This window comes from Streptomyces griseomycini, assembly GCF_014203535.1.
GTDB classification, from domain to species: domain Bacteria; phylum Actinomycetota; class Actinomycetes; order Streptomycetales; family Streptomycetaceae; genus Streptomyces; species Streptomyces griseomycini.
The window spans coordinates 197749-214590 of record NZ_JACHJI010000007.1 but is presented as its reverse complement, the minus strand read 5'-3'; the positions used below and the strand labels follow the sequence as shown (position 1 = coordinate 214590).

11 protein-coding genes are annotated in these 16842 nt (G+C 73.1%); 7 read left to right on the top strand and 4 right to left on the bottom strand.

The window, feature by feature from the left end; genetic code table 11:
• The first annotated feature begins 36 nt into the window (after positions 1–36).
• Both FHS37_RS21160 and FHS37_RS21155 read left to right on the top strand, forming a co-directional pair.
• Positions 37–2622, top strand: a complete 2586-nt coding sequence (locus FHS37_RS21160) for a bifunctional FO biosynthesis protein CofGH (protein WP_184823608.1) — start codon at positions 37–39, stop codon at positions 2620–2622.
• A 115-nt stretch (positions 2623–2737) separates the two neighbouring features.
• Positions 2738–3307, top strand: a complete 570-nt coding sequence (locus FHS37_RS21155) for a hypothetical protein (protein WP_184823606.1) — start codon at positions 2738–2740, stop codon at positions 3305–3307.
• 24 nt (positions 3308–3331) lie between these two features.
• Here the strand turns inward: FHS37_RS21155 and FHS37_RS21150 are convergent, their stop codons facing one another.
• Positions 3332–3844 (bottom strand): DUF2165 domain-containing protein, encoded by a 513-nt coding sequence (locus FHS37_RS21150; RefSeq protein ID WP_184823604.1) that lies wholly within the window; start codon positions 3842–3844, stop codon positions 3332–3334.
• Positions 3845–3956: 112 nt separating this feature from the next.
• Here FHS37_RS21150 and FHS37_RS21145 point away from each other — a divergent pair, with 112 nt between their 5' ends.
• On the top strand, positions 3957–6440 hold the full coding sequence (locus FHS37_RS21145) for a tetratricopeptide repeat protein (RefSeq protein ID WP_184824096.1): 2484 nt from the start codon (positions 3957–3959) through the stop codon (positions 6438–6440).
• Between the two features lie 114 nt (positions 6441–6554).
• Entirely contained in the window at positions 6555–7673 is a 1119-nt protein-coding gene (locus FHS37_RS21140; protein WP_184823602.1) for an ADP-ribosylglycohydrolase family protein, read from the top strand.
• A gap of 24 nt (positions 7674–7697) precedes the next feature.
• Here FHS37_RS21140 and FHS37_RS21135 read toward each other — a convergent pair whose 3' ends face one another.
• From FHS37_RS21135 to FHS37_RS21125, 3 genes are all read right to left on the bottom strand, one after another.
• Entirely contained in the window at positions 7698–9263 is a 1566-nt protein-coding gene (locus tag FHS37_RS21135; RefSeq protein ID WP_184823600.1) for a sodium:solute symporter family protein, read from the bottom strand.
• A gap of 273 nt (positions 9264–9536) precedes the next feature.
• Positions 9537–11459, bottom strand: a complete 1923-nt coding sequence (locus FHS37_RS21130; RefSeq protein WP_184823598.1) for a DUF8823 domain-containing protein — start codon at positions 11457–11459, stop codon at positions 9537–9539.
• Between the two features lie 188 nt (positions 11460–11647).
• Entirely contained in the window at positions 11648–14194 is a 2547-nt protein-coding gene (locus FHS37_RS21125) for a D-alanyl-D-alanine carboxypeptidase (RefSeq protein ID WP_184823596.1), read from the bottom strand.
• Positions 14195–14416: 222 nt separating this feature from the next.
• Here FHS37_RS21125 and FHS37_RS21120 point away from each other — a divergent pair, with 222 nt between their 5' ends.
• From FHS37_RS21120 to FHS37_RS21110, 3 genes are all read left to right on the top strand, one after another.
• A complete protein-coding gene (locus tag FHS37_RS21120) occupies positions 14417–15169 on the top strand; it encodes a GOLPH3/VPS74 family protein (RefSeq protein ID WP_184823594.1) in 753 nt (250 codons plus the stop codon).
• Positions 15170–15482: 313 nt separating this feature from the next.
• Complete coding sequence (locus FHS37_RS21115) at positions 15483–16340, top strand: helix-turn-helix domain-containing protein (protein ID WP_184823592.1); 858 nt, start codon at positions 15483–15485, stop codon at positions 16338–16340.
• A gap of 224 nt (positions 16341–16564) precedes the next feature.
• Positions 16565–16756, top strand: coding sequence for a DUF397 domain-containing protein (locus FHS37_RS21110; RefSeq protein WP_184823590.1), 192 nt, complete (start codon positions 16565–16567; stop codon positions 16754–16756).
• The last annotated feature ends 86 nt before the right edge of the window (positions 16757–16842 follow it).

The following is a 16842-nucleotide window of genomic DNA, read 5'->3' as shown; positions in this document are numbered from 1 at the left end:
CCTTTGTCCCGATCACCCCGAACGTATGCTCACAGGATGACGACTTCCGCGACCTCCGGAACCGGACCCACCGAGAACTCGCTGCGTCGCGCCCTCAAACGCGCCCGGGACGGCGTCTCCCTGGACGTCTCCGAGGCGGCGGTCCTGCTCCAGGCGCGCGGCGAGCACCTGACGGACCTGTCCGCCTCGGCCGCCCGGGTCCGGGACGCGGGACTCGAGGCGGCGGGCCGCCCCGGTGTCATCACGTACTCGAAGAGCGTCTTCGTCCCGCTGACCCGGCTGTGCCGGGACAGGTGCCACTACTGCACGTTCGTCACCGTGCCCGGCAAGCTGCGCCGCGCCGGGCACGGGATGTTCATGTCGCCGGACGAGGTGCTGGACATCGCCCGCAAGGGCGCCGCCCTCGGCTGCAAGGAAGCCCTCATCACCCTCGGCGACAAGCCCGAGGACCGCTGGCCCGAGGCGCGCGAGTGGCTCGACGCGCACGGCTACGACGACACCATCGCCTACGTCCGCGCGATCTCGATCCGCATCCTGGAGGAGACGGGACTCCTCCCGCACCTCAACCCGGGCGTCATGTCCTGGACCGACTTCCAGCGCCTCAAGCCCGTCGCGCCGTCCATGGGCATGATGCTGGAGACCACCGCGACCCGGCTGTGGTCCGAGCCGGGCGGCCCCCACCACGGCTCCCCGGACAAGGAACCGGCCGTACGGCTGCGCGTGCTGGAGGACGCCGGCCGCTCCTCGGTCCCCTTCACCTCCGGCATCCTCATCGGCATCGGCGAGACGTACGAGGAGCGCGCCGAGTCCCTCTTCGCGCTGCGGAAGATCTCCCGCGCCCACCACGGCATCCAGGAACTGATCATCCAGAACTTCCGCGCCAAGCCGGACACCGCGATGCGCGGCATGCCGGACGCGGAGCTCGACGAGCTGGTCGCCACGGTCGCCGTCGCCCGGCACGTCCTCGGCCCGTCCGCCTGTCTCCAGGCCCCGCCGAACCTGGTCGACTCGGAGTACGGGCGGCTGATCGCGGCCGGCATCGACGACTGGGGCGGGGTCTCCCCGCTCACCATCGACCACGTCAACCCCGAGCGCCCCTGGCCGCGGATCGAGGAACTCGCGGCGACGTCCCGGGCGGCCGGCTTCGAGCTGCGGGAGCGCCTCTGCGTGTACCCGGAGTTCGTCAAGCGCGGCGAGCCCTGGCTGGACCCGCGGCTGCGCCCGCACGTGGCCGCGCTCGCCGACCCGGCCACGGGCCTGGCCCGCCCCGACGCCCTCCCGAAGGGGCTGCCCTGGCAGGAGCCCGACGAGGCGTTCACCGCGACCGGCCGCACCGACCTGCACCGCACCATCGACACCGAGGGCCGCACCGCCGACCGCCGCGACGACTTCGACGAGGTCTACGGCGACTGGGACGCCCTGCGCGAGGCCGCCGCCCCCGGCATGGTCCCCGAGCGCATCGACACCGACGTGCGCGGGGCCCTGCGCACGGCCGCCGACGACCCGACGCGGCTGACCGACGCCGAGGCCCTGGCCCTGCTCCACGCGGACGGCCCGGCCCTGGACGCCCTGTGCCGGGTGGCGGACGACGTGCGCAGGTCGGCCGTCGGCGACGACGTGACCTACATCGTCACCCGCAACATCAACTTCACCAACGTCTGCTACACCGGCTGCCGCTTCTGCGCCTTCGCCCAGCGCCGCACCGACGCCGACGCGTACACGCTCTCGCTGGACCAGGTGGCCGACCGGGCCCGGCAGGCCTGGGACGTGGGCGCGGTGGAGGTGTGCATGCAGGGCGGCATCCACCCCGACCTGCCCGGCACCGCGTACTTCGACATCGCGCGGGCGGTCAAGGAACGCGTCCCCGGCATGCACGTGCACGCCTTCTCCCCGATGGAGGTGGTGAACGGCGCGTCCCGCACCGGCCTGTCGATCCGCGAGTGGCTGACGGCGGCGAAGGAGGCGGGCCTGGACACCATCCCCGGCACGGCGGCGGAGATCCTCGACGACGAGGTCCGCTGGATCCTGACCAAGGGCAAGCTGCCGGCGGCGACCTGGATCGAGGTCGTCGAGACGGCCCACGAACTGGGCATCCGGTCGAGCTCCACGATGATGTACGGCCACGTCGACCAGCCCCGCCACTGGCTCGGCCACCTGCGCACGCTCGCCGGCATCCAGCAGCGGACCGGGGGCTTCACCGAGTTCGTGACCCTCCCCTTCGTGCACACCAACGCCCCGGTCTACCTGGCCGGCATCGCCCGCCCCGGCCCGACGGTCCGCGACAACCGCGCGGTCACGGCGATGGCCCGCCTCCTGCTCCACCCGCACATCCCCAACATCCAGACGAGCTGGGTCAAGCTGGGCGCGGAGGGTGCGGCCCAGATGCTCCGCTCCGGCGCGAACGACCTCGGCGGCACGCTGATGGAGGAGACGATCTCCCGCATGGCGGGCTCGTCCTACGGCTCCTACAAGTCGGTCAAGGACCTGATCGCGGTCGCGGAGGCGGCCGGCCGCCCGGCGAAACCGCGCACGACCCTGTACGGCGAGGTCCCCGAGGAGCGGCAGCGGGCCGCGGAGGCCTCGGACGGGCACCTGCCGGAGCTGCTGCCGGTGCTGGAGTGAGGCCGGCGGGGGCGGAGACGCCGGGGACGGGCCACGGCAGGGGCTGGCAGTAGGATGATCCGACCCCCGGTTTCGGGGGTCGGGAAGACTCCGCAGACCGAGGGGATGCGTACCGGTGCCAGCCCGTCTTCCTTCGTGGGCCTGGGTGACCGGGCTGACCACGGGGGCGATAGCCGTGGTGGCCGTCCTGGCCGTACAGGCCGACCAGGGGACGAAGCCCACCGCCGCCACGAGCCGGCCGAGCGCGTCGGCGACGGCGGACGCCAAGCCGTCCGCCGGGCCGGAGGAGGAGAAGGGGCCGGCGGCGGTGCCGGCCGGCTCGGGCACGGGCCGCCGGATCGTCTACTCCCTCGACCAGGAGCGGGTGTGGCTGGTCGACGCCAGCGACGCCCCCCGCCGCTCCTTCACGGTGTGGCCGGGCACGGTCTCCCCGGACCCCGGCTCCTACACGATCGGCCGGCGCACCGAGGCCACGACCGGCAGCGACGGCGTCCCGGTCGAGCACATCATGTACTTCGCCGCGAAGTCCGGCGTCTCCGTGGCCTTCTCCAACGCGGTCGACGGCTCCTCGCCCCCGCCCGCGGCCCCGGACGCGAGGACCGGGGGGATCCGCGTGGGCAAGGAGGACGGCAAGGCCCTGTGGGCCTTCGGCACACCGGGCACGACGGTCCGGGTGGTCGAGTAGCCCCGCCGGCTGCGCGGGGGCCGGTCACGCGGGGTCGGTCCGGCCGTCCTGCGCTCCCGGCAGGTGGTCGACCAGCAGCACCACCCCGCTGAGGACGAACACCCGGAGCGCCGCGTCCAGGCCGTTCCAGTCCTCCGACTGCCACATCGCGAACCACTCGCCGCCGATCGCCATGAAGCCGGCGCCGAAGAGGAGCATGACCATCAGCAGGCCGTAGGTGGAGACGCGGCGGGCGCGCGGGTGGTCGCGGCGGGCCCACAGCCAGGTGCCGTACACCAGGACCAGTGCCGCGACCGTCTCCCAGACGATGATCGCGACGTAGGCCGCGTCCTGCAGCCCTTCGTCCGTTATCGCCCGCCACATCAGGTCGTCGTCCTTGAACGTGGTGTCCATGGCCAGGACGTGCCGGACGAACTCCCGGTTCGTCCCGAAGTCCGTGATGTTCCCGAAGGCGACCAGTGTCATGTAGAGGGCGACGGAGGCGGTCAGGAGCGTGGCGGCGAGGGGGAGCGCGCCGCGTGGAGTGGTGGTGGACATGCCATCCTCCTTCCCCGTGCCGGCCGTCGTCTCCCCTGCGCGGTGCGTCAGAATGGGGCGCGTCGGGTTCCGGGGGCGAGGGGACGTTCGCGTGGCACAGGCACGACCGTCGATGCAGCGGCTGATCCAGCAGCGCAGGCGCGCGGGACTCGTCGCCCGCAGCGCCGAACGCGAGCTGTTCCGGGCGAACTTCGACACCCCGCCCGAGGACGGGCGCCACCGCTTCCTGTTCCACGTGCACGGCAACGCGGGCGTCGGGAAGAGCAGGCTCCTCAAGGAGTTCGAGCACATCGCCCGCGAGTGCGGCGCGGTGACGTCGTACGTCGACGAGAGCGCGGGCAACATACCGGAGGCGCTCGCCGTGATGTGCCGTCAGTTCGCGGCGCAGGGGCACCGGTTCAAGGAGCTGGAGCGCCTGCTGGCCACCCACCGCGAGCGGCGCCACGAGGCCGGGACGGCCGCCCTCGCCGCACTGGATCCCGAGCCGGACAGCGGCCCGTCGGCGGGCGGCGGTCCCTCGGCGGGCAGCATGGCGGTCGCCCGCGCCGGACTCGCCGGACTGGGGCTCATACCCGGCGTCGGAGCCTTCGCCGGGGTCCTCGACCCCACCCGACTCGCCCAGGGCGCCGACCGGTTGCGCACCGGCCTCGGCGCCCGCTTCCGCAGCCCCGAGGACGTCCAGCTCGTCCTCTCTCCGGAGAGCGTCCTCACGCCGGTCCTGGCGGACGAACTCCACGGCGTCGCCGCCGACGCGCCCTGGATCGTCCTGTTCTTCGACACGTACGAGCGGACCGGCACCTTCCTCGACGCCTGGCTGCACGACGTCATGACCACCGACCGGTACGGCACCCTCCCCGCCACGGTCGTCGTCGTCACCGCCGGCCAGCGTCCCTTCGACACCGCCCGCTGGGGCGGCTTCGCGGACTTCACGACCACCCTGGCGCTGGGCCCGTTCACCGAGGCGGAGGCGCGCGGCCTGCTCGCGGACCGGGGCATCACGGCGGAACCGGTCGTCGCCGAGGTGCTGCGGCTCACCGGCGGCCTCCCCGTCCTCGTCTCCACGCTCGCGGGCACCCGCCCCGCTCACCCCGACGACGTGCACGACCCGAGCGCCACGGCCGTGGAACGGTTCCTGAAGTGGGAGCCGGACCCCGTGCGCAGGGCCGCCGCCCTCGCGGGCGCGCTGCCGCGCTGGCTGGACGCCGACGTGTTCCGGGCGGCGGCCGACTGCGACGGGGACCGGCTCGACGAGCTGTACGGATGGGTGAGCACCCTGCCGTTCGCCGACGAGCGCGCGGGGCGGCTCCGCTACCACGACGTCGTGCGGGCGCCGATGCTGCGGCTGCAGCGCCTGCGCTCCCCGCGCGGCTGGGCGGACCGCCAGCGGCGGCTGGCCGACGTGTTCCGGCAGTGGCGCGGGGAGACGGAGGCCGGGCGGGACGCCGGGCGGCTGTGGGCGGACGAGGAGTGGCGCGAACTGCGGCTGGCGGAGTCGTACCACCTGCTGTGCGCACGGGAGCGGGAGGCGCTGTCCGGGGTGCTGCGGGACCTCGTGGAGGCGTGCGAGCAGGGGGAGGCCGTCGCGGGACGGTGGGTGCGGGTCCTGGAGGACGCGGGACGGGACGCCGAGCTGCGCGTCGTGTCCTCGTGGGGGCGGCGGCTGTCGCGGGCACTCGTCGGCGGGGGCACGGAGGCCGTCCTGGAGGAGCTGCTCGCCGGTACCGGGAACGCACCGGCCCTCCCCCCGGGGGAAGTGTCGTTCGGGGCGTCCCGCCTCCGCAGGTTCCGGGAGCCGCCGGTCGGCCCGTCGAGGACTTCGGGCGCCGTGGCCGCGGGGACGGGGGCGTCCCCGGGCGAGCCCGGGGGCCGGCCCGCGAGGGAACCCGACTGGGACGTGACGCTGCCGCCCGAGACGGTGGCGCGGGCGCACCGCGGCCGTGCCGTGTCCCGTGCGGTGCGGGGCGACCACGACACCGCCGTCGCCGACCTGGACCGGACCCTGGCCCTGACCCCGGACGACGCCCGGACCCTCGCCCTGCGCGGGGAGTACGCGCGCATCCTGCGGCGCCACGACGAGGCGGTACGGGACCTGGAACGGGCCGTGGCGCTCGACCCCGCCCACGACTACGCCTGGGCCTCCCTCGGCGCCACCCGGCTCGCCCTCGGCGACCCGGCCGCCGCGCTCGCCGACCTCGACCGGGCGCTCGCACTCAGGCCCGACTACCCCTGGGCGCTGATCCGCCGGGCCCGCGTGGCGCGCGAACTCGGCGACCCGGAACGCCGGCTGGCCGACCTGGACCGTGCCGTCGCCCTGCAGCCCGACTCCCCCTGGGCCCACTGCGAGCGCGGCGACGCGCTGCGTGCCGCCGGCCGCGACGAGGAGGCCCTGGCCGCGTACGACCACGCCCTCGCCCTGGACGCCGGGTACGCGTCGGCGTACGCGAGCAGGGGGGTGGCCCGCTTCCGCCTCGGCCGGCCCGAGGAGGCCCTGGCCGATCTGGACCGCGCCCTGGAACTCGATCCGTTCCACACGTGGGCCCGGACCCAGCGGGACGCGGTCAGGCGCGCGGTGTCACCCGGTGCGGCCGGCACCTGACCACCTCCGTTCACCCGGGTCACCCACCGCATGCCCCTCCGCCCCTGAACCGGCCGCTCCCGTTCGATTACAGTGCTGCCCGTCGTACGTACGGACGGTGCCTGGGAGGTCTGGGTGGGTGCGACTGCCGGGCCCGTGTGGGGGCGCCGTGAGCAGCAGGACTTCCGCAGCCGGGTGCGCGGGACACTGCTCGGGGTGGCCGTCGGGGACGCGCTGGGCGCGCCGGTGGACGGGGCGACGGCCGACGGGACGCGGGAGGCGCGCGGCGCCGGGGGCGTCGCCGGTCTCGCGCCCGCCTACGGCCGGCGCGGCGCCGTCACCCACCACACCCAGCTCACCCTCTTCTCCGTGGACGGGCTGATCCGCGCCCAGGTGCGGCGCGACACCGGGGCCTGGCACCCGCCGACCGACCTGCACCGGGCGTACCTGCGCTGGGCCACCACCCAGCGGGACTGGGGACCGGACGAGCGGCGCAAGGACGACGGGTGGCTGGCGCGGGAGGAGTGGCTGTACGCCCGCCGGGGCCCGGCCCGTGCGCTGCTGGTGGGGCTCGGGGACGAGATCATGGGGACGCCGGCGGCGCCCAAGAACCCCGGTGAGGCCGGACCGGAGGCCGCCGCGCGCTCCGCGCCCTTCGGGCTGCTCGTCGGCTGGGAGCCGCAGCTCGTCGCCCAGCTCGCCGTGGAGTGCGCGGCCCAGACCCACGGGCACCCGGTCGCCTGTCTCGCGGCGGGCGCGTACGCCGTGGTCGTGCACGCGCTGGCCCGGGGCGAGAGCCTGGACGCGGCGGTGCAGCAGGCGCTCGCGCTGCTGGCCGTGTGGCCGGGGCACCAGCCGGTGTCGGACGCCCTGCAGCACGCGCTGGGGGCCGTGCGGCAGGGGATGCCCACCCCGGAGCGGGTGACGGAGCTGATCGGGGCCGGGTCCGCCGAAGGGGTCGTCGCCGCGGCCGTGTACTGCGCGCTGGTGGGGGAGGACGTGCGGCACGGGCTGTGCCTCGCCGTCGACCACGACGGGCCCAGCGCCGCCGCCGGCGCGCTGACCGGCGGACTGCTCGGCGCCCTGCACGGCGAGACGGCCCTCCCCCCGGCCTGGCTGGCCGAGCTGGAGGGCCGTCCCACGATCCTGGAGCTCGCCGACGACTTCGCCATGGAGATGACCCAGGGACCCGCCCTGCACGGACCCGCCGGGTCGTCCCCCGCCTGGCTGGCGCGGTATCCGCGAGGGGGATGATGCTCCCGGGGGCGGCCCGGTCCCTCACGGCGTGCGCGTCGTGCCCGGTACCTCCTCCGCCGGGACCGGCACCGCCGCCGCCGCCGAGTCGTCGTCGCCGTCGGTGTTGACCCGCTCGATGATCGCCATCCGCTCCGGGGTGTCCTCCGGCTTCGCGTAGCCGATGAGGACGTACAGGACCAGCGAGACCGCCAGCGGGATCGAGACCTGGTACTCCAGCGGCACGCCGCCGTCGACGGCCCAGTGGATCGGGTAGTTCACCAGCCAGAAGGCCAGCAGGCCCATGCCCCAGCTGGTGATGGCCGCCGTGGGGCCGGAGCGGCGGAACGGCCGCAGCAGGCCCAGCATCATCGGGATGGCGATCGGGCCCATCAGTCCGGCCACCCACTTGATGACGACCGTGATGATGTCCTTGAAGGTCGGCGAGTTGACCTGCGTCGCGACCGCCATGGACAGGCCGAGGAAGACCACCGTCGTGATCCGGGCCGCGAGCAGGCCGGACCGCTCGCCCCACGCCCGCGCCCTCGCCGACAGCACCGGCGCCACGTCACGGGTGAAGACGGCCGCGATGGCGTTGGCGTCCGAGGAGCACATGGCCATCGTGTGGGAGAAGAAGCCGACGATGACCAGGCCCAGCAGGCCGTGCGGCAGCAGTTGTTCGGTCATCAGGGCGTAGGAGTCGGAGCCGTCCCCCTTCTGGGACTCCACCAGCAGCGGCGACATCCACATCGGGAAGAACAGCACCAGCGGCCAGACCAGCCACAGCACCGCCGAGAGCCGCGCCGAGCGCTCCGCCTCCTTGGGGGTGGGGGTGGCCATGTAGCGCTGGGCCTGGTTGAGCATGCCGCCGTTGTACTCGAACAGCTTGATGAAGAGGAACGCCAGCAGGAAGACCGTGCCGTACGGGCCGACCAGGGGCTTCTCGTGGCCCTGGAGCTCGGGCTGGTCCCAGACGCCGAGGAAGCCGCCGTGGTCGCCGAGCTCGACCAGCACCGCCACGAACATCGCGATGCCGGCGAGCAGCTGGATGACGAACTGGCCGAGTTCGGTCAGGGCGTCCGCCCACAGGCCGCCGATGGTGCAGTAGATCGCCGTGACCACGCCGGTGATGAGGATGCCCTGGTTGAGCGAGACGCCGGTGAAGACGGACAGCAGGGTGGCGATCGCCGCCCACTTCGCGCCCACGTCCACGATCTTCAGCAGCATGCCGGACCAGGCCAGCGCCTGCTGGGTCTTCAGGTCGTAGCGGTTCTTCAGGTACTCCAGCGGGGACGCCACGTGGAGCCGGGAGCGCAGCCGGTTGATCCGCGGGGCGAACAGCTTCGACCCGATGGCGATGCCGAGGGCGATGGGGAAGGACCAGGTGACGAAGGACGTCACGCCGTAGGTGTAGGCGATGCCCGCGTACCCGGTGAACATCACCGCGCTGTAGCCCGACATGTGGTGGGAGATCCCGGAGAGCCACCACGGCATCTTGCCGCCGGCCGTGAAGAAGTCGCTGACGTTGTCCACCCGCTTGTGGGACCAGACGCCGATGGCGACCATCACGGCGAAGTAGCTGATGAGCACCGCCCAGTCGAGACTGTTCATGTCCCCCCTTCCAGGGTCCGCCTTGTGAACTCCACTCAGCTGGTTGGCACTTCGCCTGAGTGGGGTAGGGGCGAGGAAGGCCGCGAAGTGCCCGCTCATCGTGGGTGGGGTGGCGTGGGCGCGACAAGGAAGCGTCAGGTCAAGAGGAGGCAAAAATGTTCGACTAGGTGACCTTCGTTCATGTACATGAACATGATGAGCGTCGTGAACACCCCGGCCCCCGCGCCGAGGAGCGAGGGGGAGGGTGCTTCGGGACCGGCCGTGCGGGCCGTCTCAGCGCAGTTCGTCCGGGCAGGGCGTGCCCCGCGGCACGTCGTACGGCGCCGCCAGCCGGTACGTGCCCGGCTCCGGCGCGAGCAGCATCGTCCACCGGTCGCCGTTCGCGTCCTCCTCCGTCTCCATCAGGCAGCCGTTGACGTTCTCGTACGTCTTCGGCTCGCCCTCGGGACGGTTCTTCGACGCCTCCGTCTCCTGCGGCGGCTCCAGCTTGTCGCCCTCGGCGTCGATGATGCTCAGCCACGGCGAGTACGGGACGCGGACCAGGATCCGGCCCGCCTTCTCCACGCGCAGCGTCATCTCGCCCTGCTCGGCCCGCTCCACCACCGTGTGCGGCTCGGCCAGCGGGGTCGGGTCGGTCACCGCGAACAGCTGCCAGTTGGCGTCGCCCCAGATCTGCTTCAGGTACGGCAGCCCGCGCTGCACCAGCTCCCGCTCCCGCTGCCCGCCGTCGCCGTCCGGCTCGTCCTTCGGCAGCACCACGAAGTGCACGCCCCAGCGCTTCAGCCACTCGTGGTAGTTCGCCGAGTTGAGCGTGTCGTCGTAGAAGAGCGGGTTGCGCTCCATGTCGGCCTGCCGGTTCCAGCCGCGGGCCAGGTTGACGTACGGGGCGAGGGCGGAGGCCTCGCGGTGCGAGCGGGCCGGGACGACCTCCACGCGGCCCCGCTCGGCGCCGACCTCCTGCAGCTCGTTCACCAGCGGCGCCAGCTCGCGCGCCCAGGACGCCCGCGGCGTGGTGTGCACGACGTCGTCGACCGACTTGAAGCCGATCCAGCCGGTGAAACCGGCGAAGGCGACGACGATCGCGTACCACTTGAGGGACTTCGGCACCGCGAACGGCAGCGCGGCCACCAGCACCACGCCCGCGAACAGCATCGCCAGCCGCGTCATGTTGGAGCCGATCTGCGAGCTGATCAGCCAGACCAGCACGATCCCGAGCCCGTACACCGCGGACGTGATCCGTACGGTCTTCCACCCCGGGGGGACCAGGACGTACACGAGGACCGAGTACAGCAGCGGCAGGATCACCGAGCCGATGCCCATCGGCTGCGTCCCGGAGAACGGGAACAGCCAGGCGGACACCGCCACCACCGCACTCGGCGCCAGCCCGAGCGCCCACGCCCCCGGCCGGCGCTTCTGCAGGAACAGCGCCACCGCCACCAGGCCCACGAACAGCCCCGCGACCGGCGAGGCCATCGTGGCCAGCGCCGCCAGCGGAGCCGCGCACAGGGCCTTCGCCCAGCGCTTGTAGCGCCACCGGTACGGCCAGCAGAAGACGACGGCGACCGCCCCGAGCGCGAACATCGTGCCCAGCCCGAACGTCACCCGCCCCGAGGCCGCGTTGCACAGCAGCGCGAACACGCCCGCGAGCGCCGCCCACAGCGGGTTGCGCACCACCCGGCCGCGCATGAGGACCAGCGTCAGCAGCCCCGCCGACACCGTCCCCGCGATCATCATCGTCGTCCGCACCCCGAGGACGGACATCAGGTACGGCGACACCACGCTGTACGACACCGGGTGCATGCCGCCGTACCAGGCCAGGTTGTACGCCGAGTCCGGGTGCCGGCCGACGAACTCGGCCCACGCGTCCTGTGCCGCGAGATCGCCACCGCTGTTGGCGAACGTGAAGAACCAGACGACGTGCAGGACCCCGGCGAGACCGGTGACGGACAGCACGGGGTGCCGCAGCATACGGCCGCGCACGGCGAGGACGGCGGCCCCGAGGCGCGGCGCGCGGGGCGTGTCGGGTGTACGGGGCGCGCGGTCAGGGGCGGGGGCCACGGGGTCCGCGGCCGTCGCGGGGGCCGCCGGGTCCTCCCGGTGCTGCGCGTCGGGCACGCGTATTCGCGGACCGGTCCCCGTTCCCGTCCCCGGGCCCGGATCGGCGTCGTCGGCGCGTGTCGGCTCCGCAGTGGCCACCTGAAGGCACTCCCCGTGTCCCGTCTCCTGTTCGCGGCCGCGTCCCGTCCGCCGTGTGTCCCACCGCGCCCCGGTGACCGGCGGCCTGCCCGTTTCGTGACGCTAGCACGCGCCCCGTCGGCCGTCGCCCGGGTGGGCGCCGGCCGACGGGGACACGGGCGGGCGCGCCGCGCGTTCCCGCCGCGGGGTCAGGAAAGGCGCGTCAGCTTGTCCGTGAGGCCGGGCTCCACCAGGTCCTCCCGGAGGGCGACCGGCACCTTGACGGCGCTGCTCGTGCCGTCGCCGACGGTGAGCGCGCCCACCTCGGTGCCGGCCTCCGCCCGGTGCGGCAGCTCGTTCGCGGCGAACGTCAGCTTCACCGACAGCCCCGCCCAGCCGACGGCCTTGACGTCCTCGGCGACGGCGACCGGGGTGCGGCCGCCGAGGCCGTCGTCCACGTACCCGACGACTTCGCCCTTCTTCAGGATCTCCTCCGAGGCCAGCGCCTCCTGGGCGGCGCGCAGCGCGGGCTTGCTGACCTCGTTGACCGTGTCCAGGATCGACGGGCCCTTGTGCTGGCCGAGGATCGCGCCGACGACGGTGACCTCCTGGCCGCCCACCTTCTTGCGGGCGGCGAAGAGCAGGTTGCCGCCGGCCTTGGTGGTGGAGCCGGTCTTGATGCCGATCGCGCCCATCGTGTAGGGCAGCTCGTTGTAGTTGCTCCAGTACTGTCCGCTCGGGTCCGTCCAGCTGGCCGCGCTGGTGATGGCCACCATGGCCGGAATCTTCATGGCCGCGATGCCGAGCTTCGTCTGGTCCTCGGCGGTGGACACGGTGGTCTCCTTCAGCCCCGAGGGGTCGGTGTACGTCGTGTTGGTCATCCCGAGCTCCTTGGCGGTGTCGTTCATCTTCTTGACGAACGCCTCCTCGGAGCCCGCGTCCCAACGCGCCAGCAGACGCGCGATGTTGTTCGCGGAGGGGACCATGACGGCCGACAGCGCCTGCTTCTCGGTGAGGAAGTCGCCGGCCTTGACGGTGTTGAGCGTGGACTCGCCGTCCTTGTCGTAGCCGCCCTCCTTCTCCGCCTTCGCGTCGATCTCGATCTTCGGGCCTTCCTCACCGGGCTTCAGCGGGTGCTCGCGCAGGATGATGTACGCCGTCATGGTCTTGGCGACCGAGCCGATGGCGACCGGCTTCTGCTCACCGAAGTGGTCCATCGTGCCGATGCCGTCGCCGCTCATCCAACCCTGGCCCTCGTCCGGCCAGGGCAGCTTCACCCGGCCGCCGTCGAAGGTGTGGGTGTCCTCCGCGGTGAGCACCAGGGTGGGGGTCGGCAGCGGGCGCACGGCCTGCACGACCGCAAAGACGATCACCAGCAGCAGGACCAGCGGGGTCCAGATCTTGACCCGCCGCACGGCCGTCCGCAGCGGGGTCTCCGGCGGCGGCGGGGTGTTGGTCAGCTCGGCCAGCAGGTCCAGCGGCGGCTTGGGCGGCAACGGCTGCTGCGTCGTCCGCTCGGGCCCGATCTGCGGGACGGAGGCGGTGGCCTCGGCGGGAGAGGGGGCGGGGGGCTTCGCGGCCGGCGTCACGGTGCGCAACGCGGTCGTGGCGTCCCCGCCGCGCGGCGGCTTGCGGGTGTCGGGGTCGTCGAGCGCCTTCAGCGCGACGAACTTGCTGGTCCGCTCGGACTCGGACTCGGACTTGGAGTCGGATGCGGAGTCGGTGCCCGCGTCGGCGGACGCGCCGTCCGGCTCGGCCCCGGGAGCCGCGCCGCCCAGCTTGAGCATGGTGGTGGGCTGGTCGACGGAGGGCGCGGAGGGACGCCCGGTCCTGAAGACGGCGGTGGGCTGATCGACGGGGCCCTCGGACCCGGCTCCAGCGGGGGCGTCGGTCACGTCGTCGTCCGTGGCCGCGGGGGCGTCGCCGCTCCGGGGTCCGTCCGCGTCCGCGTCCTCGGAGCCGTCGTCGGCCGCCGGGGCGCTGTCCCGGGGGGTGGCCCCGGTACCGGTCTCGCCGGAGCCGGGGGACGGGGTCACGTCGTCGTCCGTGGCCGCGGGGGCGTCGCCGCTCCGGGGTCCGTCCGCGTCCGCGTCCTCGGAGCCGGGGGACGGGGCCACGTCGTCGTCCGTGGCCGCGGGGGTGGTGGCGTCCCGGGGCTCGTCGTCCTGGTCGGTCGTGGAGGCGGCGGCCTCCGGCGCACCGGCGGGCGCCTCGTCCACGGCGTCCTCGTCCCCGTCCTCGGCGTCCTCGGCGTCGGTGCCGCCCCGGGACGGCTCGCCCGCCTCCGGCCCGGACGCGTCGGCGTCGGACCCGCCCTCGGGCGCGTCCTCGGCCTCGTCCGCGTCCCCGGTCTTCGGCCCCCCGGCGGCGACAGCCGCCCGCTCGTCGCCGGAGTCGTCCCGCGGGGCGGCGTCGGCCTCGTCGGGGGCCGCCGAGCGCACCCACGCGGCCACCGCCTCGTGCAGCCGCCCGTCGCCCTCCGGGGCAGAACCGTCACGCTTCCCGGAGGACGCGTCGCCGGCCTCCGCGGCCTCCTCCGTCGCCTCGCGCACCGAGAGCACCCGAGTGGCCGTATCGACACTCCCGCGGCCCCCCGAGGGCGCGGCCTCGCGGGCCACCGCCAGACGGGGGTCCTGCGTCTCGGTGGAGTTCCTCGCCTCGGGAACCGGACCCGCGCTCCCCGACGTCGGTTCTGCCGACGACTCGCGCTGCTTCGACCTGTCGGGGGACTCGCCCGCCACCGATGCCTCCTCCATGCGCCGCACGCCCCGCGTGCGCCAACCGAACCGTGAACCGCCGCCCGCGACACCGCTTCACAGCGCTGTCCGAACCCTGTACCAGTGTCCTGTGTGCGGGCCGTCCCCACGTGGTAGACGAGAACGACATACCTGCCGGTTCCCTTACGAACCGGTCACGCACCCTCGACAGACCAATGTGAGAGGGGTCACCCTGTCATTCATCCACGCGGGGAGGCATGGATGGGCAGGAGCCGCAGAACACTTCCGGAGGAGCTTCTGCTGCTGGCACTGGACCCGGCCACGGGTACCACTGCACAGCCGCAGTCGCTCGACCTCGGTCTGGCCGGAGCACAGCTAGTGGAGCTGGCGCTGGCCGGACGGATAGCCCCAGACGGGGATCGTATCGCCGTGGTGGTACCACGGCCGACTGGAGATCCGACACTGGACTGCGCGTTGGAGCTGCTGCGAAGGCGCGGCGCTCCGGTACGGGCCGTCCACTGGATCGGCGGGCCGCGTCTCGGGCTCCGCCAGACCTACCTCTCGCATCTGGAGCGGTGCGGCATGGTGCACGCCGTGGCCGGACAGATGTGCGGGGTCTTGCCGACGACTCGCTACCAGGCGACGGACACCGAGATCAGCCGGGAGATCAGGGCCCGGCTGGACTCCGCGATCCGCACCGGCGTCCCGCCGGACCCGCGGACCGCGGCGCTCGCCGCACTGGCGCACGCGGTCGGCCTCGGCAAGCACCTGTACCCGGGGAACGAGGGACGCTCCTCGCGTTCCCGGCTGCGGGACCTGATCCGGCACGACCCGATGGGCGGCCTCGTGGCGCACGCCGTGATGGACGTCCAGAACGGCGCGGCGGCCCAGCCGCGCCGCAGCCCCGCCCAGGCGGGCCGTCAGGCCGCCGGCGGCAGGGGCGCACCGGAACCCGCCCGAGGCGTTCCGGCGCAACCGCGCCGCGGATCCATGGCGCGCGCCGCGGCCCACTGAGCGGCACGTCCCCCGGCAGTCCCCGAGGGGGGCCCAGGGCCGACGGCGCGAGACGGCACGGCACGGATCCACGGCACCGCAGACCCGGTCACGGGAGCCGCTGTCCGAGCGGGGCGGAGGGAGTGCACGGACTCCCTCCGCCCCGCTCGGCGTGTCCGGAACCGGCGCCCTGCCACCGCCGTTCCGTGGACGGGCGTGCACCCGTCGCATATCCACCGTTTCCCAGCGGTAGGAAGCACCTTGGTGGCAGTCTGCTCGGCAGCAGATACGCAAAGTGGCAAGTATGAGGTACGCAGCCGGAGGTGCACGTCCCGTGGCATCCAATGTCAACCCCACTGTCAGGCGGCGCCGGCTGGGCCAGGAGCTGCGCAGACTCCGCGAGCTCAAGGGCATGACGGCCGAGGAAGTGGCGGAACGGCTGCTGGTGTCGCAGTCGAAGATCAGCCGGCTGGAGAACGGCCGGCGCAGCATCAGCCAGCGCGACGTCCGCGACCTGTGCGGGGTCTACGAGGTGGAGGACCAGCGCATCGTCGAGTCGCTGATGCAGATAGCCAAGGACTCGCGCCAGCAAGGCTGGTGGCACGCCTTCGGCGACATCCCGTACAGCGTCTACATCGGTCTGGAGACGGACGCGGAGTCGCTCCGCGTCTACGAACCCCAGATCATCACCGGCCTGTTGCAGACCCGCGCCTACGCCGAGGCCATCATCCGGGGCGGCTCGCCGGAGTCGTCGGAGCAGGAGAACGACAAGCGGGTCGAGGTCCGGCTGCGCAGGCAGAGCCGGATCACCGCGGAGAAGGATCCGCTGCGGCTGTGGGTGGTGCTGGACGAGGCGTCGCTGCACCGGATCGTCGGGAGCCGGCAGGTGATGCGGGAACAGCTCGAGCACGTGATGGAGCTGTCCCAGCTGCCGCACGTCACCGTGCAGGTGCTGCCGTTCGAGGTGGGCGCGCACGCCGGCATCAACGGCCAGTACTCGATCCTGGAGTTCGCCGACGCGGCCGACTCGAGCGTCGTGTACATCGAGGGCGTGACCAGCGACCTGTACCTGGAGAAGCCGCACGACGTGCAGAAGTACACCGTGATGTACGAGCACCTGCGGGCCCAGTCCCTGAACGTGGACCAGTCCCGGCAGCTCGTCGAGCGCATCGCGAAGGAGTACGCACGCTGATCTTCCGTCAGGCGGGGCGGATGGTACACCCCTGACAAGAGGGGCGGGAAGACTCGTCTGGAATATGCCATCCGGTCGAGTGAACGGACGCTCCGGAAGAGGATGTTGGCGAGTAGCGTCGATCACGCCAACCACCAGTGGGGGTTGGCGCAATCCGTTCTGCGGGTCCATGCCGGAATGCGCAGGCCGGTGACAGCAACTCAGCATCTGGCTACGGAGCGAACATGGCAATTCGTCTGGGTGCCACGGAAACGTGGACGACATCCTCCTACACCAACAACAACGGTGCGTGCGTGATGGTCAGGTCGACCACCGGGGAAGCACTGGAACTCGGGGACACCAAGATTCCCGAGGGGCCGAAGCTGGCCTTCCCCGCGGACGCGTGGAGCGCCTTCGTGGCCTCGGTGAAGGGCTGACCGGACCGGCGACCACCAGCCGCGCCACCGGCAGGGCCCTCTCGACCAGTCCGCCGTCCTAGCCGAGAGGGCTCCGGTGCGCGGCC

What these genes read in the sequence shown, in the direction of transcription:
- FHS37_RS21160 (WP_184823608.1), top strand. Translation starts at nt 37, where the DNA reads ATGACGACTTCCGCGACCTCCGGAACCGGACCCACCGAGAACTCGCTG.
- FHS37_RS21150 (WP_184823604.1), bottom strand. Translation starts at nt 3,844, where the DNA reads ATGTCCACCACCACTCCACGCGGCGCGCTCCCCCTCGCCGCCACGCTC.
- FHS37_RS21145 (WP_184824096.1), top strand. Translation starts at nt 3,957, where the DNA reads ATGCAGCGGCTGATCCAGCAGCGCAGGCGCGCGGGACTCGTCGCCCGC.
- FHS37_RS21135 (WP_184823600.1), bottom strand. Translation starts at nt 9,263, where the DNA reads ATGAACAGTCTCGACTGGGCGGTGCTCATCAGCTACTTCGCCGTGATG.
- FHS37_RS21125 (WP_184823596.1), bottom strand. Translation starts at nt 14,194, where the DNA reads ATGGAGGAGGCATCGGTGGCGGGCGAGTCCCCCGACAGGTCGAAGCAG.
- FHS37_RS21120 (WP_184823594.1), top strand. Translation starts at nt 14,417, where the DNA reads ATGGGCAGGAGCCGCAGAACACTTCCGGAGGAGCTTCTGCTGCTGGCA.
- FHS37_RS21110 (WP_184823590.1), top strand. Translation starts at nt 16,565, where the DNA reads ATGGCAATTCGTCTGGGTGCCACGGAAACGTGGACGACATCCTCCTAC.